16 protein-coding genes are annotated in these 25,074 nt (G+C 32.9%); 13 read left to right on the top strand and 3 right to left on the bottom strand.

Annotated features, from left to right (window positions below):
• The first annotated feature begins 537 nt into the window (after positions 1-537).
• A complete protein-coding gene (locus AC8GF4_RS02315) occupies positions 538-2,115 on the top strand; it encodes a L,D-transpeptidase family protein (RefSeq protein ID WP_506592402.1) in 1,578 nt (525 codons plus the stop codon).
• Here AC8GF4_RS02315 and AC8GF4_RS02310 read toward each other — a convergent pair.
• Positions 2,104-2,826 carry a murein L,D-transpeptidase catalytic domain family protein gene (locus tag AC8GF4_RS02310; RefSeq protein WP_506592400.1) on the bottom strand — a complete coding sequence of 241 codons (723 nt, stop codon included), beginning with the start codon at positions 2,824-2,826 and terminating at the stop codon, positions 2,104-2,106. The two genes, AC8GF4_RS02315 and AC8GF4_RS02310, sit on opposite strands and share 12 nt — an antisense overlap.
• A gap of 187 nt (positions 2,827-3,013) precedes the next feature.
• Here AC8GF4_RS02310 and AC8GF4_RS02305 point away from each other — a divergent pair, with 187 nt between their 5' ends.
• The 3 genes from AC8GF4_RS02305 (at position 3,014) to gpmI (ending at position 9,716) form a co-directional block, all read left to right on the top strand.
• Positions 3,014-5,407, top strand: a complete 2,394-nt coding sequence (locus AC8GF4_RS02305; RefSeq protein ID WP_506592398.1) for a DUF5916 domain-containing protein — start codon at positions 3,014-3,016, stop codon at positions 5,405-5,407.
• A gap of 126 nt (positions 5,408-5,533) precedes the next feature.
• On the top strand, positions 5,534-7,951 hold the full coding sequence (locus AC8GF4_RS02300) for a DUF5916 domain-containing protein (RefSeq protein WP_506592396.1): 2,418 nt from the start codon (positions 5,534-5,536) through the stop codon (positions 7,949-7,951).
• Between the two features lie 247 nt (positions 7,952-8,198).
• Entirely contained in the window at positions 8,199-9,716 is a 1,518-nt protein-coding gene (gene gpmI, locus AC8GF4_RS02295; protein WP_506592394.1) for a 2,3-bisphosphoglycerate-independent phosphoglycerate mutase, read from the top strand.
• Positions 9,717-9,785: 69 nt separating this feature from the next.
• Here the strand turns inward: gpmI and AC8GF4_RS02290 are convergent, their stop codons facing one another.
• Positions 9,786-11,060, bottom strand: coding sequence for an acetyl-CoA hydrolase/transferase family protein (locus tag AC8GF4_RS02290; protein ID WP_506592392.1), 1,275 nt, complete (start codon positions 11,058-11,060; stop codon positions 9,786-9,788).
• 146 nt (positions 11,061-11,206) lie between these two features.
• Here AC8GF4_RS02290 and AC8GF4_RS02285 point away from each other — a divergent pair, with 146 nt between their 5' ends.
• The 4 genes from AC8GF4_RS02285 (at position 11,207) to AC8GF4_RS02270 (ending at position 16,571) form a co-directional block, all read left to right on the top strand.
• Entirely contained in the window at positions 11,207-11,881 is a 675-nt protein-coding gene (locus AC8GF4_RS02285) for a TetR/AcrR family transcriptional regulator (RefSeq protein WP_506592390.1), read from the top strand.
• 4 nt (positions 11,882-11,885) lie between these two features.
• Complete coding sequence (locus tag AC8GF4_RS02280) at positions 11,886-13,544, top strand: peptidase domain-containing ABC transporter (RefSeq protein WP_506592388.1); 1,659 nt, start codon at positions 11,886-11,888, stop codon at positions 13,542-13,544.
• Positions 13,545-13,548: 4 nt separating this feature from the next.
• A complete protein-coding gene (locus AC8GF4_RS02275) occupies positions 13,549-14,898 on the top strand; it encodes an HlyD family secretion protein (RefSeq protein WP_506592386.1) in 1,350 nt (449 codons plus the stop codon).
• A gap of 260 nt (positions 14,899-15,158) precedes the next feature.
• The gene (locus tag AC8GF4_RS02270; RefSeq protein ID WP_506592384.1) at positions 15,159-16,571 is read left to right on the top strand and encodes a TolC family protein; all 1,413 of its coding nucleotides are present in this window, start codon (positions 15,159-15,161) and stop codon (positions 16,569-16,571) included.
• A 240-nt stretch (positions 16,572-16,811) separates the two neighbouring features.
• Here the strand turns inward: AC8GF4_RS02270 and AC8GF4_RS02265 are convergent, their stop codons facing one another.
• Positions 16,812-18,065 (bottom strand): DUF445 domain-containing protein, encoded by a 1,254-nt coding sequence (locus AC8GF4_RS02265; RefSeq protein WP_506592382.1) that lies wholly within the window; start codon positions 18,063-18,065, stop codon positions 16,812-16,814.
• A 184-nt stretch (positions 18,066-18,249) separates the two neighbouring features.
• On the opposite strand from AC8GF4_RS02265, the gene map reads away from it, so the two are divergent.
• From map to AC8GF4_RS02240, 5 genes are all read left to right on the top strand, one after another.
• Positions 18,250-19,068: a type I methionyl aminopeptidase gene (map, locus tag AC8GF4_RS02260; protein WP_506592380.1), complete on the top strand. Its 819-nt coding sequence runs from the start codon at positions 18,250-18,252 to the stop codon at positions 19,066-19,068.
• A 138-nt stretch (positions 19,069-19,206) separates the two neighbouring features.
• Complete coding sequence (locus AC8GF4_RS02255) at positions 19,207-19,581, top strand: GxxExxY protein (protein ID WP_506592378.1); 375 nt, start codon at positions 19,207-19,209, stop codon at positions 19,579-19,581.
• Between the two features lie 101 nt (positions 19,582-19,682).
• Complete coding sequence (locus AC8GF4_RS02250) at positions 19,683-20,447, top strand: methyltransferase domain-containing protein (RefSeq protein ID WP_506592376.1); 765 nt, start codon at positions 19,683-19,685, stop codon at positions 20,445-20,447.
• Between the two features lie 164 nt (positions 20,448-20,611).
• Positions 20,612-23,518 (top strand): DEAD/DEAH box helicase, encoded by a 2,907-nt coding sequence (locus AC8GF4_RS02245; RefSeq protein WP_506592375.1) that lies wholly within the window; start codon positions 20,612-20,614, stop codon positions 23,516-23,518.
• A gap of 250 nt (positions 23,519-23,768) precedes the next feature.
• Complete coding sequence (locus AC8GF4_RS02240) at positions 23,769-25,034, top strand: type IX secretion system plug protein (RefSeq protein WP_506592373.1); 1,266 nt, start codon at positions 23,769-23,771, stop codon at positions 25,032-25,034.
• Positions 25,035-25,074: the final 40 nt, after the last annotated feature.

Genomic DNA, 25,074 nt, shown 5'->3' with positions numbered 1-25,074 from the left:
TATTTGCAAATTTTTTTTCAAAAAAAATTCGACATTTCTATTTCTTGTTTACAACCATTTTAAAACTAAAATGTTATACTTTTATTTTTTTAAAATATTAATACAAAACACCAAAAAAACATCCTCTTTAAAGACTTTTCAAATAAGACTAGTTGTAAAATGAAAAAGAAAACCAATTGAAACTTGTCAATTTTAAGATGATAAATTACCTACCGTCTCTTTTTTTGACTTTTTACAAAGAATAAATTAACAGGAATTATATCAATATTTTAAAATAATAATAGCATCTTTGTATGCAAAAATTAATGAAAAATTAGAAAAATAGTAGTTTTAGATTCGTAATAAGCAAAGGTTTGAAGTAGTCCTTGATTTTGTATTGTTAACTATAGCACAAAAGCTCCAAACCAAATTATCTGTTTCGATACTTGAATATTTGCTGTGGGTTTTTACAAAAAACTGAAATACACCTTAAGCAAGTGACTCTTTTAAAATAATAGATGATAGACAATAATTATTTAAACATCAAAAAACTTAGTAATGAATAAACTTTACTTATTTTTTTTCTTTATACTTTTAGTAAGTTGCAAAAAAGAATCAATCATAAATCTAGATTCTTTTACAAAAAAAGACACCTCAAATAAAGAAGGAGATGTTATTGCAATTGACACTACACTTTATGACGCCTTTAAAAGCGAAGCACTCCGAAAATTTTACAATTCCAGAGACAACAGCACGGTTTGGCAATCGAAAAAAAACAGAAATATTGTTCTTGAAACGATAAAAAATTGTGAAATAGAAGGATTAAATCCATCCGATTACGCTATTTCTAAATTAACCAAATTTGAAAAAAAATTCACTGAATTGGAAGAATCCGAAAAGGTGAATTATGACTTGAAATTAACCTATAATTTTCAAAAGTATCTGAATCATTTACACAACGGAAAATTAAATCCAAGAAAGCTTTACAGCAACTGGGACTTAAACATCAATGAAATAGACACTAAATCTATTTTAAATGAAGCATTGTCACAAGACTCTTTGTCTGCAGCAATAGTAAAATGTCAACCACATGCACTTACTTACAAAAAATTGATTAAAGCATTATACCTTATCAATCAATTTCCAGATGAGCAAACTCCAATTATAGTTACAGAAGACAAAATAACTCGCAACGCAAAAAATACAGTAATAATTAATATCAAAAAAAAGTTATTGTATTGGAAAGACTTAAACAGCAAAGACAGTATCACTTCGACATATGACGACACCACATTTGAAGCTGTCAAAAAATTTCAGACACGTCATGGTTTAATTTCTGATGGAATAATTGGAAAAAGCACCATAACTGCGCTAAATTTTACCAAAGACGATCGGAAACACCAAATCATAGCCAATTTGGAACGCTGGAGATGGTTTTCTAAGTCTTTTACACAAAATTATCTTTTAATAAACATACCAAATTATAGCTTGAATGTAATAGAGAATCAAGAAATAGTGATGAGTAAACGCATTGTTGTAGGTAAAATAAAAAGAAAAACCCCAATTCTTACTTCTGTATTACAAACCGTTGTATTCAATCCTACCTGGACAGTACCACCTACTATTTTAAAAGAAGATTTACTGCCAGAAATGATTGAAAACAGAAATGCCTTAAAAAATAAAGGTATTGGAATTTACGACTCAAAAAACAACGAAATTGATCCACTGAAATGGAACGAGAAAAAACCATACGGATATCGCTATGTTCAAAAACCAGGCTACTACAATTCCTTGGGAGTAGTTAAAATAAATTTTCCGAACCATCATAGCGTTTATTTGCATGATACCAATCACCGCAATTTATTTGAAAGAAACAATCGCTCCTTAAGTTCTGGATGTGTAAGAATAGAAAAACCATTGGAATTGGCTCAATTATTATTAGACAATCCGAAGCGATATTCAAAAGAAAAAATTGATTCTATTGTTGCAACAAGAGAAACGCTGTTTTTGGGTGTAAAAAAACGCTATGCAATATACCAATGGTACTGGACAGCGTGGAGTGAAAATGACGAATTGATTTTCAGAAATGATATCTACAATTTAGATGCCGATTTATACAAACAATTACGAAATTAATTTTAACTTTTTAGAATTATTCAAAGAAGGATGATAAATATACAAGCAAGATCCGTTTTTTATTACATCAATAATCTCCGAAGTAACACCTACTGGAAGTGCTGGACATCCTTGACTCCTACCCAATCTTTTGTGCGCTTTTATAAAGGCTTCAGATACATAATCGGCACCGTGGATCACAACGGCTCTTTCGCGAGCACGATCATTTAATCCTTTTTCTAAACCATCGAGTTTTAAAGATAATCCGTGTTTTCCATTATAAACTTCGCCAGTTGCATAAAAACCCAAACTACTTTGATAAGATTCTTCTTTGTTTGAAAAATAATTGGCAAACTCCTCCCCTGTATTTCTTCCGTGAGCTACCAATGATTGAAATAAAATTTTATTGGTTGACAAATCAATAATCCAAAGGCGTTTTGTATTTGATGACAAACTAAAATCAACCATTGTTAGAATGTCTTTTTTAATAAGTCCTTTTTCTTTTAAGGAATAAAACCCTATTAAGGCTTCGGTAAAACATACAGAATTTGGTAATTGAAATTGATTGGCTTGAAGAGAATTATATACTGACGCTACTTTACTATCTATATTTGATTTTAAAACAGAAGCAATTTCATTACTTGTAGATTTTTTAGACTTGTTAAAAACATTCTCACTTAATGAATATGAAATCAACATGTACATCGAAGCAAAAAATATTTTATAAACCATTGTGTATCTATTCGTTAAACAAATTTAAGGGTTTGCAAATATACAAACTATAACTACTTTGCAAAATAAAAATGCATTTTGTCGGTAAAATTTAACTTTTAGTCGATTATGATTTAGTATAAAAATAAAATTTAGCAATCAATTTTTAAATAATTATATTACTTTTGTTACAAATCAATTGTTTTTTATGACAAAAGCTAAATATATTCTTATCTTTTCGATGATTCTTTGTGCAAACTTAGTTTTGGGTCAAAAAAAAATACTTAGTACGAAGTCTATTACTTCTAAGATATCAATAGATGGAAAAATTTCGGAAGAAATATGGAATTCCGCAGAAATCGCATCGAATTTTGTTATGTATCAACCCGATAACGGCAAGCCGATTGGTGAAAATAAAAAAACAGAAGTAAAAATTTTGTATGATAATGATGCGGTTTACATTGCTGCCATTCTGCACGATGAAAATCCAAATAAGATAAAAAAAGAAATTACTAACAGAGATAAATTTGGCGTTGCTGATTATTTTTCAGTTTTTATAAATGGTTTCAATGACGGTCAACAAGATTTTAGGTTTTATATTAGTGCTGCCGGAGTACAAATAGATTGTATTTCAACCGAAGGATATAATGATTTTACTTGGGACGCCATTTGGGACAGTAAAACCGAAATAACAGATAGTGGCTGGGTCGTGGAAATGAAAATTCCATATGCTGCCATTCGTTTTCCCAATTCAAATAAACAAACATGGGGCATCAATTTTCTTAGGAGCATAGAACGCGATGTTCAAATATATTCATGGAACCGAATTGACACTAAAATTGGTGCAGAACTAACACAAAACGGAATATTGCAAGGTATTGAAAACATAAAAACCCCTACTCGATTATTCTTTATTCCTTACGCTTCTTTTTACAATCAAAATGATGATAACCAATCCGACAATACTATTAAAGGAGGGTTGGATATCAAATACGGTATTAACGATGCCTTTACGCTGGATGCAATATTAGTACCTGATTTTGGGCAAACCAAATTTGACAATGCCATACTAAATCTAGAACCTTTTGAACAAAAATTGGATGAAAATAGACCTTTTTTTACCGAAGGAACCGAATTGTTTTCTAAAGGAAATTTGTTTTATTCCAGAAGAATTGGTGGATTTCCGACTGGAGATGTCAATGTTGCCGATAATGAAGAATTAATTAAGTATCCTAGCACCGTAGACTTGCTCAATGCAATAAAAATATCGGGGCGAACCAAAAACGGATTGGGAATAGGATTTTTAAACGCCATTACCGAAAAAACATATGCTACAATTCAGGACACCTTGACATTATCCAATCGAAAAGAAGTTATTGAACCATTAGCCAATTACAACGTTTTTGTATTGGATCAACGTTTCAATAAAAATTCGTCTGTTACTTTTATCAACACCAATACTATTCGCAATGGCAATTTCAGAGACGCCAATGTAGCGGGATTATTGTTTGATTTGAACACTAAAAAGAATAGTTATAATCTAAATGGCGATTTCAAATACAGCACAATAAATACTTCTGAAGATTATAACGGATTTAAAACCTCATTGGGCTTCAAAAAAACGAGCGGTAAAATTCGATATGAAGTCTCTGGAAAATACATCTCAGAAGATTACGATGTAAATGACCTAGGTATTATATTTTATACCAACTATCATGCTGCTTATGGCAATGTAAGTTATAGAATCCTAAATCCGACTTCTGTTTTTAATACCTTTAAAATTATTGAAGAAGCCAATTTGGAAATTCAGAACACAACGGGAAAAATTCAAGAAAATTTTTTAAAAACCACTATAGGAGCCAAATCAAAAAACAACACCTATTATGAGTTTTCCTTATTATATGCGCCAAAAGAAACTTTTGATTTTTACGAACCCCGAGTATATGGACGTTATGTTTATGTACCCAAAAGAATTTCTTCCTATTTTGGTTTTGAATTAAATAGAAACCACGATTTTACAGTAGACGCAACTACTTCGACAGTACAATACGACGAGGAAAACAGACAAACTTATGGTATTTATATCAATCCAAAATACAGATTTAACAATCAATTCTCACTGGAATATGCTTTTGAATATTTAACCAAAAGAAATGACAGAGGCAGAATAGGACATGACACAAATGGTATTGTGTTTGCAGAACGTAATCGAGAAACGCTGCAAAACACACTAACAGGAAAATTTGCATTAACCAATAGAATGGCTCTTAATCTGGATGTACGTTATTACTGGTCTTATTCCGAAAACCATGAATTTTTCACGCTTCATGATGATGGCTATCTTGCTCCAAATCCTACTTACAACCTTAATCGAAACAGAAATTACAATTCTTGGAATTTTGATTTATCTTATTCTTGGTGGTTTGCTCCAGGAAGCCAGATTTACATTCTGTACCGTAATTATGGATTAGAAGACACTCGTCTAGTAGAAAAAGACCTATCCACGAACTTGAAAAATATTTTTGACAGCAACTTAACCAATATTTTTTCGATAAGCGTTCGGTATTACATCGATTATAATGTGGTGAAAAATAAATTTTAATCTTTTACACGCTAACTGTAACATTACAACAATTCGGTAGTCTATTCATTTAACCTATTTTTAATTCTTGTTTTTTTTTTGCAAAAGAAAGAATTAGAAAACTTTGATTATACAAACTATCGTTTCATGAAAAAACAGCATTTCATTTATTTTCTATTATTTTTTGCTTTAGGGTACGGACAAAAAAAGACGTTGCAAACAAAATTTATCTCCGAAAAAATCACTCTAGACGGAAAACTTGACGAAGCCATCTGGCAAACTGTTCCGGTTGCCACAGATTTTACTATGTTTCAGCCTGATAACGGAAAAAAAGTAGAAGAAAACAAAAGAACTGAAGTTCGTGTACTCTATGACAATGAGGCCATTTACATTGGTGCTTTACTTTATGACAATGAACCCAACAAAATATTAAAGGAAATTAGTAAAAGAGATGATTTTGGAACTGCCGATTTTTTTGGTGTTTTTGTAAATGGTTATAATGACGGTCAACAAAATTTTCAGTTTTTTGTAAATGCTGCAGACGGCCAAGCCGATTGCTTAGCAACAGACTCCAACGGCGAAGACTATTCTTGGGATTCCGTTTGGGACAGTAAAGCAGTAATTACTGATATTGGTTGGGTAGTAGAAATGCGAATTCCCTATGCCGCATTGCGTTTTTCGAGTGAAGCAAAACAAACCTGGGGAGTCAATTTTTTTAGAGAAATAAGAAGAGACCGCGCCAAATATTCTTGGAATTTTATCGACTCCAAAATTGGAACGTTCACCCAACAAAATGGTATTGTAGAAGGCATCGAAAATATAAAAACCCCAACAAGACTTTTCTTTTTACCTTATGCTTCTTTTTATACATACGCCAATGCGGATCAAAAAACTTATGGCGAATTGAAGGGTGGCCTTGACATTAAATATGGTATAAATGACGCTTTTACGCTTGATGCCATGCTTATTCCGGATTTTGGGCAAACCAAATACGATGATCGAATATTGAATTTAAGTCCATTCGAACAGCAATTTAATGAAAATAGGTCTTTTTTTACCGAAGGAACCGATTTGTTTAGCAAAGGAAATTTATTCTATTCCAGGAGAATTGGAGGCTCACCCTCTTATTACCCAGAAACCGAAACCAATGAAGAAGTCACTGAGTACCCTAATAGTGTAGAATTGTATAATGCTACCAAAATTTCAGGTCGCACAAAAAGTGGATTAGGCGTTGGCTTTCTTAATGCTGTTACAAAAAAAACATACGCTACGGTTAAAAACACAGACAATCAAGAAACAAGAGCTGTATTGGTTGAACCATTAACCAATTACAACATTCTTGTTTTTGACCAGCGTTTTCACAAAAACTCATCTGTTTCTTTTGTAAATACTAATGTTACTCGAAATGGTTCTTTTAGAGACGGTAATGTTTCTGCTTTGGTATGGGATTTGAACACCACCAAAAACACCTACAATCTAGCTGGAAATTTTGAATACAGCCATGTAAATGATATTAAAGAAAAAAAAGACGGTATCAGTACTGCTTTGGATTTCTCGGAAACAAGTGGCAAATACAGATATAGCATTTCTACCGATATGGTTACTAAAGATTTTGACAGTGACGATTTGGGAATTCTTAACGAAACCAACTATTATAGTTTTTATGGAAACACTAGTTATCGAATACTTAATCCAACCAAAATTTTCAACTCTTTCAACACCAACATTAATGGATTTACCCGCTTTCAAAAAGAAACTGGAAAAGTCCAAGGCAACCAGATCAATCTTAATGTAAATTCATCAACCAAAAAGAATCATTATGTTGGTTTTGGGCTACAATACCGCCCAATGGAAAATTATAATTATTACGAGCCCAGAGTTCAAGGAAGATACAGCATAGATCCTACTAGATTTGGGGGTTGGTTTAGCGTCTCTACCAATTACAATAATAAATTTGCATTTGATATCAATCCTTATTTCGCTGTTTTAAACGAACCTGGCAGAAATTCTGTAGGTATCGATTTTGGCCCAAGATATCGTTTTAATGACCATTTAGCTTTGAATTACAGTTTCAGTTATTTCAACCAAAACAACAACAAAGGATATGTTGACAGGAGTGATAGAAACAAAGATTTACCTCCAAATACCATAATTTATGCAAACAGGGACATCGTCACCTATACCAATTCATTAAATGGCAAGTATTCTTTGAACAGTAGAATGAATTTTGATATTTCAGCTCGCTACTATTGGTCGTACACCGAAAATAATAACTTTCTCAAACTAGAAGACAATGGAAGACTTAGCGACTACATTGGATATACCGAAAATAAAAATCAAAATTTAATCACTTGGAATCTAGATGTATCCTACAATTGGTGGTTTGCTCCTGGGAGTCAATTGACTCTTTTGTATCGAAGCAATGCTGCTAAATATGATAACTTGATAACTAAAGATTTTGGCAACAATTACACCAGTTTGCTTAACAATGAGGATTTAAGCCACGTGATTTCCATTAGCGTAAAGTATTTCATAGACTACAATCAAGTAAAAAATGTGTTTTAAAACTATTTCTTAATGACAAATACAGTTCTTTAGAGAATCCTCTTTTTACAAGACAAAAACATCTTCAAAAAACCTAGTATTTCCTACATGGTTTTCGAAGATTTTTTTTTATGTTTTTTAAAGAAAAAACGACTTTTTGCAACACATTTTTAGGTATTTGTTGCACTTCTCATTTATATGTATAATAGTAGTTTTGACTCCTTTATATTTTTTGCGAAAGCCTTATATTTACAAAAAATTTAATGCTATGAACAAAAAAGTAATTTTAATGATTTTAGACGGTTGGGGAAAATCTCCTGACCCGAAAGTTTCTGCAATTGATAATGCAAATGTTCCGTTTATAAATAGTCTCTATACAAAATACCCAAGCGCTCAACTTCGAACCGATGGTTTACACGTTGGTCTTCCTGAAGGGCAAATGGGAAACAGTGAAGTAGGACACATGAACCTAGGAGCTGGAAGAATTGTTTACCAAGATTTAGCAAAAATCAATCTTGCTGTAGAACACAAAACCTTGGTAAAAGAACAAGTTTTGCTTGACGCTTTTGAATATGCCAAACAAAACAATAAAAAAATACACTTTTTAGGATTGCTTTCGGATGGAGGTGTACACTCACACACTTCGCACTTACGCGGATTAATCGACGCTACGCAAGATTACGGATTGGACAATGTATTCGTACATGCCTTTACAGACGGCCGTGATGTTGATCCAAAATCGGGTGAAAAATACGTAAAAGATCTAGAAGAATATATTGCCAACACTACTGTAAAATTAGCTTCTATCACAGGCCGTTATTATGCTATGGATAGAGACAAACGTTGGGAAAGAGTAAAGCTAGCTTATGATGCAGTGGTTAATGGTGAAGGAAATCACTCAACTGATGCAGTAGCCAGTGTTAAAGAAAGCTACAAAAACAATGTAACTGATGAGTTTATTCACCCAATAATTATGGTGGATGACAAAAACCAACCTCTTGCTACAATTAAAGAAGATGAGGTTGTTATTTTCTTTAATTTTAGAACAGACAGAGGACGTGAATTGACCGAAGCGCTTTCGCAAAAGGATTTTCATGAGCAAAACATGCACAAATTAAAATTGTACTATGTGACGCTTACCAATTATGATGAAACCTACGAAAATGTAAAAGTGGTGTACAACAAAGACAACATCACAGAAACATTGGGTGAAGTTTTGGAAAAAGCCAACAAAAAACAAATTCGTATTGCCGAAACCGAAAAATATCCTCACGTAACTTTCTTCTTTTCAGGTGGTCAAGAAACTCCTTTTGAAGGTGAAACCAGAATATTGAGAAATTCTCCAAAAGTAGCTACTTACGATTTGCAACCAGAAATGAGTGCTTATGAATTAAAAGATGCCTTGGTTCCTGAATTAAACAAAGGTGAAGTTGATTTTGTATGTTTGAATTTTGCCAATGGAGACATGGTAGGTCATACAGGAGTAATGAGCGCAGCTATCCAAGCTTGCGAAGCAGTTGATGCTTGCGTAAAAGAAGTAGTTGAAGCAGCTCTTGCTAATGATTACACCACTATTATCATTGCAGATCACGGTAACTGCGAAACAATGATTAATCCTGACGGTTCACCAAACACAGCGCATACAACTAATCCTGTGCCAATTATTTTGGTTGATAAAGATCTAAAAACAATTAAAGATGGCGTTTTAGGAGACATAGCTCCTACTATTCTTGAATTAATGGGAATAGAACAACCAGCAGCAATGACTTGTCATTCTTTATTATAAAAAGCGTCAGTTGATGCATTTTTAACAAACAAAGAGGGTGTGAAATTAATTTTTCACACCCTTTTTGTTTTACATTTTATCCAATAAATAAAAATACTCTTTTTCGATATTTTCCTGATGATTGGGATGAGCAATACGAACCAGTTCTGTAGCGCGTTGCTTTAAAGTTTTACCATACAAATCGGCAATACCGTTTTCTGTAATTACATAATGAATATGCCCTCTAGTTGTAACTACTCCCGCACCTTGTTTCAAGAAAGGCACTATTCTGCTTTGACCATTTTTTGTAGTAGATGGCAAAGCAATAATCGCTTTTCCTCCATCACTTAAGGATGCTCCACGAATAAAATCCATTTGTCCGCCAACACCCGAATACATTCTAGGCCCAATAGAATCAGCACAGACTTGTCCAGTTAAATCAACTTCAATTGCCGAATTAATAGCTATCATTTTTGGGTTTTTCCGAATTCTTGCCGTATCATTTACAAAAGAAGATTCCCGTAACTCGATAAAAGGATTGTCATTAACAAAATCATACAGCCGTTTGGATCCTAATAAAAAAGTAGACAATACTTTTCCTCTTAATGTACCTTTGTAATTGCAATTAATCACATTGCTTTCGATCAAATCGATTACACCATCCGAAAACATTTCGGTGTGTAAGCCTAAATCTTTATGATTACCCAATTTACTCAAAGCAGCATTAGGAATCGATCCAATGCCCATTTGGAGTGTACTTCTATCTTCAATCAAAGAGGCAATATAATTCCCGATTTTATCTTCTACTGCTGTAAAAGGGGCTACTTCATGCGAATAAATAGGCACATCTACTGCTACTAAATAATTTATTTCTGAAACATGCAAAATCCCATCGCCAAAAGTTCTCGGCATTTGAGGATTTACTTGTGCTATAACAATTTTCGCATTCTCAATCGCTGCAACTGAAGCTTCAACAGAAACGCCTAGCGAACAATATCCGTGACTATCTGGTGGAGACACATGTATAAAAGCTACATCCAATGGCAGCACATTTTTTCGAAACAAACGAGGCAACTCACTCAAAAAAACCGGAGTATAAGAACCATTTCCTGCTTTTAACGTATGTCGAACATTACTACCTATAAAAAAAGAATTCACATGAAAGCTATCTGCCAATTCTGGATTAGCATAACGCGCCTCACCTTCAGTATGCAAATGACAAATTTCTACATTTCGCAATTCAGATGCTCTTTCGGTTAAAGCATTTGCCAGAATTGTTGGAGCTGCTGCAGCTGCTTGTAAATAAACTCTATCACCAGATTTTACGACTTTTACAGCTTCTTCTGCAGTAACATACTTTTCCATAATTGTTGTATTTATAACAAATATAAAAAAAGGAGTGATTATAGAATATGATAAAACTCATAACTCTATTGAACATTATATAATTAAAAGTTAAAATCTCTTTTTTAAAAGTATTACTATTATATTTGCACATAAATATTTTTAAAATGGATCGACTATTATCAAATATCAAAATACAAGTCAACGACAAACTTTATGTAAAAGATCCTGAGACTTCTGCATTAGGCAAAAAAATCATTCAAGAAAGTATAATTCTTATTGACAATATTGGTTTTGATAATTTTACTTTTAAAAAATTGGGAGAAAAAATTGGCTCTAACGAAAGTTCAATCTACCGTTATTTTGAAAACAAACACAGATTATTAGTATATTTATCCTCATGGTATTGGAGTTGGATGGAATACCGATTAGTGTTTTCCACCTCAAACCAATCTGACTCTTGGGAAAAACTAAAAAAAGCAATTTCTATAGTTACAGAAAAGGTAGAAGATGATCAAAAAACACTACACATTAACGAATCGATTTTAAACAAAATCATTATAGCAGAATTCACTAAAACTTTTCATACCAAAGAAGTAGATCAAGAAATTATAGAAGGATATTACACCATTTACATAAGAGTAATCAACAGAATAACAGCTATAATAAAAGAAGTGAAACCAGAATATTCATACGCTAAAAGTTTAGCCTCAAGTGTTGTTGAAGGAGCTTTACACCAACACTTTCTAAAAGACCATATGCAAACTATTACCGACTGCAATCCAACTATAAGCCCAACTGAATTTTATTATAACCTTGTTGAAACTATACTTAAAAAATAGCAATATGACTGCATTAAAACGACTATTCAACCTTTTAGAATTAGACAAAAAAGATGTCTCTCAAATCTTTTTCTATGCCATTTTTGCTGGAATTGTAAGTTTATCACTTCCGCTAGGCATTCAAGCCATTGTAAACTTTATTCAATCTGGACGAATAAGTGCTTCTTGGATAGTTCTTGTTGTACTTGTAGTAATAGGAGTAGCATTAGTAGGCATATTGTCTCTAATGCAATTGCGAATAACAGAAAATTTACAACAAAAAATGTTTGTTCGATCCTCTTTTGAGTTTGCATCAAGATTACCAAAAATTGAATTCAAAGAACTTTATGGGTATTATCCACCAGAATTGGCCAATCGTTTTTTTGACACACTTACCATCCAAAAAGGAACCTCAAAATTATTAGTAGATTTTTCGGCCGCCATTTTACAAATTGTATTCGGAATTATCTTATTGTCTTTATACCATCCATTCTTTATGGTGTTTGGTATTCTATTACTAATTTTATTATATATAATTTTTAAATATTCTTATAATAAAGGAACAGAAACCAGCTTAAAGACATCCAAAAATAAATACAAAACTGCGAGTTGGCTTCAAGAAATTGCACGTAATAATTTCAGTTTTAGAAACGAACTCAACTACGATTTCGCTCTAGAAAAAAACAACTCAATAATGAAAGATTACTTGTACTGCAGAGAGAACCATTTTAATGTTATCAAAAGACAGTTTAGTCATTTGATCATTTTTAAGGTAATCATCACAGCAAGTTTATTAATCATAGGAGGATATTTGGTACTGAATCAGCAAATGAATATTGGGCAATTTGTCGCGGCAGAAATCATTATTTTATTGGTTATTAGTTCGGTTGAAAAAATAATTCTTGGACTTGAAACATTCTACGATGTGTTGACAGCAGTGGAGAAAATTGGTCAAGTTACCGATATGGAATTAGAAGCAGAAATTACTGTTGAAAACAAAAGTTGCTATACCAATATTAGTCTTGAAACCGAAAACATGGAGTTTCAATTTCCTGGAACTAATTTTGGCATTCTAAATAATATTAATTTAAAAATAGATTCAGGAGAAAAAATTATAATCGACGGAGAAAATGGATCTGGAAAAACAACCTTGATTCGAGTGCTTTCCGGCTTGTTACATCCTACTTCTGGGAATTTCTATATCAATGACGACACCTTTAGAAAAATAGACATTAAACAATACCGTTCCAGAATTGGCAGTATTATACAAGGAGAAACACCGTTTGAAGGTACCATTCTTGAAAACATCACTTTTAATGATAAAAGTATCAGTTCCGAAGATTTAAAATGGGCTTTGGATGGAGTACAACTTACTAGTTTTATAAAAACATTACCCAAAGGTCTGGATACTAAAATATTTCCAGAAGGCAAGGAATTGTCCTCTTCAAATGCACAGAAAATATTATTGGCAAGAAGCATTATTCACAAACCCAATATTTTATTTTATGAAGAACCAACCGACAAAATGGATGTTAAAGTGGCCAATGAAATAATTGATTTTATTACATCAGAAAAAAACAAATGGACCGTAATCGTTTCTTCTCAAAATCCACATTGGCTTACCAAATGCACACGAGAAATTACTATGCAAAAAGGAACAATTCTAACCGATACCAAAAAATAAGAATATGTTAAACATATCAGACAAAAATCCAATAAACAATAGTGCTCTTGAAAAATATTCTACAATCAAGAATTTGAGCAACAGACCTCATTATAAAATCTTGAATAGAATTATTCTTGCGGTTTCTATTCTAGGAATTATTGCTCTTTTCCTTCCATGGACACAAAATATTTCGGGCGCAGGAGCAGTTACAACATTAAAACCCAATCAGAGGCCACAATCCATTCAATCTGTTATTTCTGGACGAATAGAAAAATGGTTTGTTCAAGAAGGGGATTATGTAAAAAAAGGGGATACAATTCTATTTATATCGGAGATAAAAGAAGACTACATGGATCCCAATTTGGTTAGAAACACCAAAAACCAGGTAAATGCCAAGAAACAATCGTTGGAATCCTATGGTTCGAAAGTAACAGCGCTTTCTTCACAAATGCAGGCTATACAAAAAGAAAAAAGTTTAAAACTAGAGCAAGCCGAAAACAAAATAAAACAAGCTCGTTTGAAAATAAAAAGTGACAGTATGGATCTTGTGGCTGTAAAAACACAACTAAAAATTGCCAATACCCAATACAATCGATCGTTACAATTAAACAAAGAAGGATTAAAAGCAATGACTGATGTAGAAGAAAAACGCTTGAAACTTCAGGAGGTTGAAGCCAAAATAATTACTCAAGAAAATAAATTTTATACAAGTAAAAATGAATTCATCAATGCTGAAGTAGAAATCAATAGAATATCGGCTGAATATTCGGAGAAAACGTCAAAAGCACAAAGTGATCAATTCACTGCTTTGAGCAATCAATTCGACACCGAAGCACAAGTAAATAAGTTAGAAAACCAATATGCCAATTATAGCATTCGCAATGGCATGTATTATATCAAAGCGTCTCAAAATGGGTATATCAACAGAGCCTTGCAGTCGGGAATAGGCGAAAACATAAAAGAAGGAACTCCTATTGCAACGATTATGCCTTCAAAATATGATATTGCTGTGGAATCTTTTGTAGACCCAATTGATTTACCTTTAATAAAAAGAGGCGAAAAAGTGAGAGTTTGGTTTGATGGTTGGCCAACAATTGTATTCTCAGGATGGCCAGACATGTCTTATGGAACATTTGGTGGCGAAGTAGTTGCTATAGAAAACTTTATAAGTGATAATGGAAAATTCAGAATCTTGATTGCGCCAGACAAAAACGAAGCACCTTGGCCTAAACAATTAAGCATAGGATCTGGTGCTCAAACCATAGCTTTGCTAAATACCGTTCCGGTTTGGTTTGAATTTTGGAGAACACTTAACGGTTTTCCTCCTAATTATTACAAAGGAAAAGAGAAACCTTCAAAAGAAAAGAAATAATGAAACAAGTATGTACTATTTCGCACAAAGAAATGGTTATTTACTAGTTCCATCTGACTTTTAAAAATTAACAAAAACAGTTCTACACTCAATCGTATGGGTTTTAAAAATTAAAAATTTAATTTTTCTTTGCACCATTAAGCTATTAAGGTTCATTAAGTCCTAGAAAACTTAATTTTTCTTAATTTCTTAATGGTAAAAATTTTTCTTTATTTTTTTCTTACCCACACAATTCTTGGTAGAATCATAAAAACTAAGAGATGAAACACCTTCTTTTACTACTAACATTATTAGGAACAACTATTTTTTATAGTCAGACCAGTACTGAACCCACATTACCTCCAAATCTCAAAGAAATGAGCTATAATGAGTATTTGGGTTTTGTAAAAAAATACCATCCATTGGTAAAGAACGCAAACTTGGAAATCAGCAAAGCGCAAGCTAACCTAATGATGGCTCGTGGAGGATTTGATCCAAAATTGGAATTGGATTATAATAAAAAACAGTTTCAAGGAACCGAATATTATTCGATATTAAACAGTAGTTTCAAAATACCAACTTGGTATGGAATTGAAGTAAAAGCAGGATTTGATAAAAACGAAGGATACTATCTTAATCCTGAAAACAAAACCCCTAATACTGGTCTTACTTCACTTGGAATCAGCGTTCCTCTAGGACAAGGCTTACTGATTAATCAAAGAATGGCCGATTTACAAAAAGCGAAAATTCAAGTCAAATTAAGCCAAGCTGAGCAAAAATTAGAAGCTATAGCTGTTTTGTACGATGCATCTGTAGCGTATTTTAATTGGAAAAAAAACTACGAAGAATATTTGCTTTATGAAAATTACAGAACAAATGCACAAAGGCGATACGAAGGAATTGAATCTTTAATAAAACAAGGAGACAAACCAGCAATTGACAGCATAGAAGCAGGAATCGTAGTCAGAAATAGGTTGTTGTCACTTGAGGATTCAAAACTGAAACTAACAAAAGCCAAATTAGAATTATCCAATTATCTTTGGCTAGAAAACAACATCCCTTTAGAATTGGCTGATGTCATTATTCCAGAGAAAAAACTAGGGCAAACCATACAAGAAACATTAAACATTAGTGACTTGGTCAATCAAGATTTTTCAATCATTAATCACCCAAAAATTGAAGCTTTACAAAGTAAAATTGACATGTTGACGGTAGAGAAAAAAATGAAAGCCAATTTGTTGTTACCAAAAATCGATGTAGGATATTCTTATTTGGCGCAACCCAATCCGACCAAACCCAACAGCACCGACAATTACAAAGTAGGTGTTGACTTTTCTTTTCCCTTGTTTTTAAGAAAAGAACGAGGTGGTTTGAAACTAGCGCAATACAAAATCCAGGAAACAGAGTTTACAAGAGATTTAGAAAAAGTTCAATTATCTAATAAAATAAGTGCTCAAAGATTTGAAATCACATCCTTGAGCAAACAACAAAAATTGATTAACAAATTGGTCAATGACAATTCTACCATGTTGCAATCGGAAGAGCGATTGTTTAACTTGGGCGAAAGTTCCCTTTTCTTGATCAACACCAGAGAAAACAATCTAGTGACCGCACAACTTTCTCAAATCGGGTTAGAAAATCGATTTTATATTTCCAACTCAGAGCTTTATAAAATCATGGCCAATCCGAATTAATTCTTGGCAAAATAAAAAAGAGAGGTTTCACAACAAAAAATCTTTATTTCTTTTTAAAATAAAATCAGTTTTATTAACCTGAGTTAGATTATTCAATAATTTATTGGTTATCCTGCAAGGTTTTTTTCAACCTTGTAGGTATTTCACAGATGGAAAGATACCTATAAGGTCTAGAAAAAGACCTTGCAGGAACATTAACTAACATAATCAATTTATAAAAAAGTTGTGTATTAATCGAACTCAGTTTATAAATTTATGCAACACATGTTCAACAGCATAAATCAAAAGTCCGACCAGACCTCCCACCAATGTTCCATTGATTCGAATGTATTGTAGATCGCTTCCTATTTCCAGCTCTAATTTTTTTGAAACTTCATCGGTATCCCAGCTTTTTACGGTAGACGAAATCAATTCACCAATCATTTTTTTATTATTGATAAGCACGGACATCACATCATTTTTTATAAAATTATTAATCTTATCCATCATCAATTGATCGGCTTGTATTCCTTTTCCAAAACTCTGAATCATATTGGCAATACTGTTTTTGATTATTGACGCCTCTTTTTGATTTAAATCATTAGCAATAGCCGTTTTGATTTCCAACCAAATGCCACTAATGTAATCTTGCACTTCCTTTTTATTAGCAAAGCCAAGAACCAAATCATTAACCTTTTGTTGCATTTCGGGTGATTCTTTCAACTCGATTATAAAATCCACCACATAGTTGTTTACTTTTTTTCGAATAGTACTGTCTTGATGACTTGCCTGATCCAGAAAATCATACAGTCCATTAAAAATTCCTTCTGTTATTTTTTTATCGGCCAAGCCAAAAGAAAGGAATGGAGTTGAACTTTTAACTTTTTCTTCAATCACATGTTTATTGCTTTGCAATTCAACAATTAACGTTTTCAAAACATTGGTCACCAATTGTTCTTGTTTATCCCTTTTGGTCAATGATTCCAAACCAAGAGCAATCCATTCTGCTAAATTTACTTTACTTAATTTACCACTAAACTGCGTTTGTATAAAACGCTGCACTTCTTCGTCATCGATTGTTTTTAAAAGACCGGGAATTACATTTTCAATAATTAAAATGGCTACAGTATTAGCATTTTTCTCATCTATCAACCAATCCGAAGCTTTTATTGCCACATTAAATTGCTCAATTTTCAGTTCCAATTTTTCTCTGGTCAAAAACTCATCCGAAACAAAATTTCCCAAATTCTCCCCTATTTTGTCCTTGTTACTCGGAATCAAAGCCGTATGCGGTATCGGAATCCCAAGCGGATGCCTGAACAAAGCCACCACTGCAAACCAATCGGCAATTCCGCCCACCATTGCGGCTTCGCTAAACGCTTTTAACCAATTTATCTTATAGACATTGGCAACCACAAAAAGTACTACGGCAATTCCTAATAGGATAAGCGCGTTTCTTTTCATTTTAGCCAAATCCTGCTCTTTTTTACTGTCTTCTTCTATGGATGCATTCATAATATAACGAATTGATTTCTTAGCTAATTTAAGCATTTAAAGTACTACAAAATACTAAAAACATATAAGTCTCCAAATCACAATAGGAATTTGTGGCAATTTTAAAGTCTTAAAAATTAAAACAAACCCAATACAAAAGAAATAATTTTAAAAGTGTATTTTTGCACTCTGAAAATTCGAAAACATGATTATTCAAAAAACCCGTGAAGAAATAGAATTAATGCGCGAAAGTGCCTTAATCGTATCAAAAACATTAGGAATGATTGCTTCTGAAATCAAAGAAGGAGTTACCACATTATATCTTGACAAAAGAGCTGAAGAATTCATTCGCGATCATGGCGCAGTACCTAGTTTTTTAGGACTTTATGGATTCCCGAATTCATTGTGTATGAGCCCGAATTCTCAAGTGGTACATGGTATTCCAAACAACAAACCATTGGAAAGTGGTGATGTAATTTCGGTTGATTGCGGTGCTTTCAAAAACGGATACCACGGAGATCACGCCTACTCGTTTGAAATTGGCGAAGTAGCCGAAGAAACAAAAAAATTATTACGTATAACCAAAGAATCACTTTACGTTGGAATTCGTGAATTACGAATCGGAAACCGTGTGGAAGATGTCGGAAATGCGATTCAAAAATATACTGAAGCGCACGGTTATGGTGTGGTTCGCGAATTGGTTGGTCACGGTGTTGGTCAAAAAATGCACGAAGACCCCGAAATGCCTAATTACGGAAAAAGAGGTCGTGGAAAACTTTTCATCGAAGGAATGGTTGTCGCTATTGAACCTATGATCAATATGGGAACCAAAAACATCAAACAACACAAAGACGGTTGGACAATCACGACCGCGGACGGAAAACCATCTGCCCATTTTGAACACGATGTGGCCATTATCGATGGGAAACCAGAGATTTTATCGACGTTTGCTTATGTGTACAAAGAATTGGGAATCGTGAGTAATGAAGAAGATGAGTTTCGAGAAGTGCCTTTTGTTATCTAAACACGAATTTCACGAATTGGCATGAATTCAAAACTCATAAAAATTGCACGAATGTTGATGATAAAGAAATAGACACGAATTTCACGAATTAACACGAATTCAAAATTTATAAAAAATTGCACGAATAGTAAATCAATTATGGATGGCATTTATTTAAAAGAGGAATCTTATAAAATTATTGGTCTTTGCATGGAGGTTCATAAAATTCTTGGCAAAGGCCACAGTGAAGTTGTTTATAAAGATGCTTTGGAATATGAATTTAAAATCAATTCTATACCTTTTGAAAGAGAAAAAATCTATGAAATTGAATATAAAGAAATTATTTTACCGCGAAAATACGTTGCCGATTTTGTCATTTACAATGAGATAATATTTGAAGTAAAAGCAATTTCACAATTAACAAATAGTGACACCAAACAAACATTAAATTATTTAGCATCATCCAAAAACAAACTTGGCTTATTAGCCAATTTTGGAGAAGATAGCCTCAAATACAAACGAATTATTTTATAAACATAAGTTCGTGAAATTCATTTTAAGCATTAATAATTCGTGCAAATTCGTGAAATTCGTATCATTTTTTTTATTTTAATCCGTGTTTAAATTTTTATCCAATGAAATCTGTGTTTAAACTTATACTCAATACCATTCCTCGTCCAATCTTAATTCGATTGAGTTACGTGGCTCGTCCTATTATTGCTTTTACATTAAAAGGAGACAAATTTACGGATCCTATCGATGGGAAAAGTTTCAAATCAATGTTACCTTATGGATACGAAACACAACGCAACAATGTGCTTTCGCCAAGTACACTTTCGTTGGAAAGACACCGTTTGCTTTGGTTGTACCTAAACGAACAAACCGATTTTTTTACAGCTCCAAAAAAAGTATTGCATTTTGCACCGGAACAGGCTTTTTATAAACTGTTTCGCAAGCAAAAAAACCTTGATTATACTACAACCGATTTATTTTCTCCTTTGGCAGATGTAAAAGCAGATATCTGTAATTTGCCTTTTGAAGACAATCAATACGATGTTATTCTTTGCAATCACGTTTTGGAACACATTCCGGATGACACCAAAGCCATGCAGGAATTGTACCGCGTTTTGAAACCTGGCGGAATGGCTATTTTGCAAATTCCACAAGATTTGAATAGAGATGTAACCTTTGCTGACGATACAATTACCGACCAAAAAGAACGTGCCAAAATCTTTGGTCAATACGATCACGTACGCATTTATGGTCGTGATTATTTTGATAAACTGAGAAGCATTGGTTTCACCGTTGTTGAAGAAGATTACACTAATAAAATAGCACCCGAATTGGTAGAAAAATATTGTTTGGCAAAAGGCGAAATCATTCCGGTTTGTTTTAAATAATTATCATTAAACCTAGCTAATCCTAAAATATATTTTTGCCACAGATTCCACAGATTTTCACAGATTGAAATAAACACAAATAAAGAAATCCGTGAAAATCCTTAAAATTTGTGGCATAAAATAATTCCAATCCGCTTATCGAACATCTGTAAAAATAATTGCATTTGAAACCCGAAAATTCCTTTCAGTTTTGCTTTGATATTAGTTTTGAGCAAAAGCTTAACACCTATATTCCGACCGCTTATATTGTAGGACATACGGAAGCGATAACATATATAGACAAAAAAGCAAGCCCACAAGTTCTTGAAAGTTTTGGTGTGATTGTTGAAAATTTGGATGCAGACACCAAAAAAGCACTTTCAATTTGCGATGCGCTCAAGCCTGAAGCTATCTTTAAGAATTTTGGAAAAAACAGCAAATCGGCAAAAACCATTGAGGATTTGTTCAAAGACAGCAAACTGGAATTTGGGATTCGGCAATTCCTTAAAACGAAACTGGACCAGTTTTACACTTTAGTTTGTCAAAATAATTTTCCGCTTTCACTGAATCTGGGAAAAGAAAAAGATTTTCGCATTAGCCGAATTGATTCCACAAACCCTACATTGAAAACCCAACTTGAGTTTGAGAAGCACGAAAACGGAATTTCATATACTTTACTTTTACAAGACGACACAACTGTATTCCATCCTTCAATCACGGATGTTACTTTGCTTTTGGACGAGCCCGGTTGGTTGATCGCTTACCATAAATTACATCTTTTAGAAAACATCAACACCAAAAAGCTAGTTCCTTTTTTGAAAAAGAAAACCATCGAAATTCCCTCGAAAATGGTTGCGGAATACTTTGAAAAATTTATTAAAGATGTCGCAAAAAAAGCGGATATAAAAGCCACCGGATTTGCAGTTGAACTCAAGGACAAAATCACAAGTTGTTCGCTACAGCTGGTACATGATTTTTTCAAAAACACCTATTTGATCAATCTTTTATTCGATTATAATGGTTACAATTTTGATAATAGTAAAACCAAGAAAATTCACTCCGAAATTGACACTAGTAATTTGGATGAAATCAAGGTTATTCAATACAAGAGAACAGCCGAGGAAGTGACATTTGAAAAAAAATTGATAGAACTAGGTTTATCCAAAAGAGAGAATGGTACGTTTGGACTTTCACCAAAAGAAGAAAAACAGGATCCATACGCAACTATTCAATGGGTAATCGAAAATCAAGAAATTCTCGAATCTTCTGGTTTTTCGGTTAAAGATTTAAAAATAGATAATAAGAAAATAGAAACTCACAAAGTCACTATTCAATTTTCAAATGACATCAAAAGCGATTGGTTTGATATCAAAATGATTGTGGTTTGCGAGGCATTTGAATTTAGTTTCGCTGAAATTGTTCCGAATATAAAAAACCGAAACCGAATCTTTCTTTTACCAAACGGCAACTATTTTTTGATTCCGATAGAATGGATGACACTTTACGGACCAATGGCAAAACTGGCGAAAGTTCAAAACGGAAATATTATATTACTCAAAAGTAATTTTGCTGTTTTGGATGGAATTTCAGAACTTAAAAATTCAATTCATTTAAAAGGAGAAGTCGAATATCAACCTTCCTCTTTGGTCAAAGCAACATTGAGACCCTATCAAATTGAAGGAGTCCAATGGCTTTTGGAACATTACAACAACGGACTCGGCGCTTGTTTGGCCGATGATATGGGATTGGGGAAAACCTTGCAAACCTTATCCACGCTCGTTGCAGTACAAGAACAATTGGAATTTAAAAAAGCCGACGACATTCAATTCGATTTGTTTGGAAACGAAATTACGGTACCTAAAGAATATTTAAAAACCTTAATTGTGCTTCCGTCATCTTTGGTATTCAATTGGTATAATGAAGCTCGAAAATTCACACCACATTTCCGAAGAGTGCAGTACATTGGCACCGATCGAAAACTGATTTCCAAAAAATTAGAAAAATACGACATCATCTTTACGAGCTATGCCATCGTGTCCAGAGACATTTTGATATTAGAAAAATACAATTTCAGGTATTTGATTTTAGACGAAAGTCAATACATCAAAAACAAAAACTCTAAAATTTTCAAGTCGATTAGTCAAATAAAAGCCAGTCATAAAATATCGTTGAGCGGAACTCCTATAGAAAATTCACTTGATGATTTATGGTCACAAATGCAATTTATCAATCCGAATATCTTGGGGAGTTATGCGTTTTTTGCCGAAAATTATAAATTACCAATCGAGAAAAAGCAAGACGAAAACAGTTTATTGGAATTAAAAAATCTCATAAGTCCTTTTATATTAAGACGCACCAAAGAACAAGTTTTAAAAGACTTACCAGAATTGTCCGAACAGATTTTCTATTGCGACATGGAACCCGAACAGGAGAAATTGTATGAAGAGGAAAAATCCAAAGCACGAAACTCATTATTAAAAACAGATGGTTCTGGAGTAGACAAAATCAACATCATCAATACGTTGATGCGTTTGAGGCAGTTGAGCAATCACCCCAAAATGATTGATTCCAAATCGGAAATGGATTCGGGAAAATACATTGCTGTGACTCGTTATCTCGAGACTTTGGTCCAATCCAACCAAAAAACGATTGTTTTTAGTTCGTTTGTGTCGAATTTAAATTTTTATAAAACGTGGTGCAAAGAAAACAAAATAGATTTCTGTGAACTCACCGGAGAAACACCTTTGAAAGAGCGGGAATTTCAAGTCAATCGCTTTCAGGAACAGGAAAAACCATTGTTGTTTTTCATTTCTTTGAAAGCGGGTGGCGTTGGACTCAACATAACGAAAGCTTCTTATGTTGTTTTTCTGGATCCTTGGTGGAATCCTTTTTCGGAAAAACAGGGAATTGGACGCGCGCATCGTATTGGACAAATGAATAAAGTAAATGTGATTCGGTTTATCACCAAAAACACCGTTGAAGAAAAAATTATTCGTTTACAGGAAAGTAAAAAATTATTAGCCGATTCGCTTTTGGATGAAAATTATATGAGTTCAGAAATTGAGGAGAATTTGGATTTTATTTTGGAGTAAATTAATAATCCTGTTGTAAAGATAAACGCATGAATTTTTCACCGCAGATTCGCAGATTTCAATCAAAAAAAATGTCCAAAATTAATCGCTTTCAACTGAATTAGCGCAAATTTATTTCTATAAAGCGAAAAATTAAAAAATATAATCTGCGAATCAGCGGTCAATTAAAACTCATACATTTGCCCCGTCTGTTTACCGTTCTTGTCAAATATATAATTATAACTCCCGTTAATTTGTATATTTACCATTCATGAACAAGTCGCTATCTATGAAAATAATTGCTGTTTTACTGTTTTCTTTATTTTATATCAATTCTTCAGCGCAAGTCGAGACTGAATTAGCACCACCATTCAATATCAAAACAGCTTCTTTTGTTCAGAACAGTCAAAACGTAGTTCCAATATTTCGTTTAGGCGATTCATTTCAATTTCAATTTGATGATTTGTTTGGCAATGAAGCCGACTATTATTACGAAATCACCCATTGCGATTACAATTGGACTCCAACAGACATTCCAAAAAGCGACTATTTATCAGGTTTCGACAGCCAAAAAATTCAGGATTACATTAATTCTTTCAACACTTTACAGATTTTTACTCATTATAACCTAACCTTACCCAACAACTTCAGCAAAATAGTATTAAGTGGCAATTATGTCTTGACTATATTGAACTCAGACAAAGAAGTTATTTTGAAAAGACATTTTATTTTGTATGAAGACCTAGTGTCGGTCCCTGTAAAAATAAAACGGCCTCGAACAGTCAAAAACATTTATTCCAAACAGAACTTAGAATTTGAAATCAAAGGTGATCAATTTTTATTTCAAAATCCGATGCAAAACTTAAAAGTAGTTTTACTTCAAAACGGAAAATTCAAGACTACTATTCGGAATGTTGTCCCACAATACACCGTCAGCAATAATTTTGTTTTTAAATACGATCTGGAAACACAGTTTTGGGCAGGTAACGAATTTTTATATTTTGATTCCAAAGACATCAAAAACGCCAATAATTATGTGAGTTTCATTGGTAAAGACAATGATATTTACAACACCCATTTATATACTAATAATGATAAATCCAGTTTTCCATATTCCAATTATCAAGATGTAAATGGAAATTTCACTGTTAGAAAATTAGATGCTGAAAACAATTCAATAGAATCCGATTATTCATGGGTTTACTTTAGCTTATCTGCGCCTTTGGCCAATCCAAATTCATCAATTTATGTAGTTGGAATGTTTAATAATTATACTGTTTCTCCAGAAAACAAGATGGATTTTAATACCGAAAAGGGATTGTATGAAAAAGCTATTTTAATCAAACAAGGATTTACAAATTTCCAATATATGACTTTGGATAATAAAGGAATTATCGATCAAGAAAATGCTATTGACGGTAATTTTTACCAAACCGAAAATGAGTATACTGTTTTGGTTTATTATAAAGGAAGTGCCGATCGATATGAAAAAGTGATAGGTCTAGGAACAGCGAATTCATTAAACATAACAAATTAGAAAACTTTGAAAATTTTTAAATAAATTATTTATTTTTTTT

The organism is Flavobacterium rarum (SeqCode) (assembly GCF_965234445.1).
Classification (GTDB): Bacteria; Bacteroidota; Bacteroidia; order Flavobacteriales; family Flavobacteriaceae; genus Flavobacterium; species Flavobacterium rarum.
Note: the sequence above shows the minus strand (reverse complement) of the source record. Positions and strands in the feature narration are given on the sequence as shown.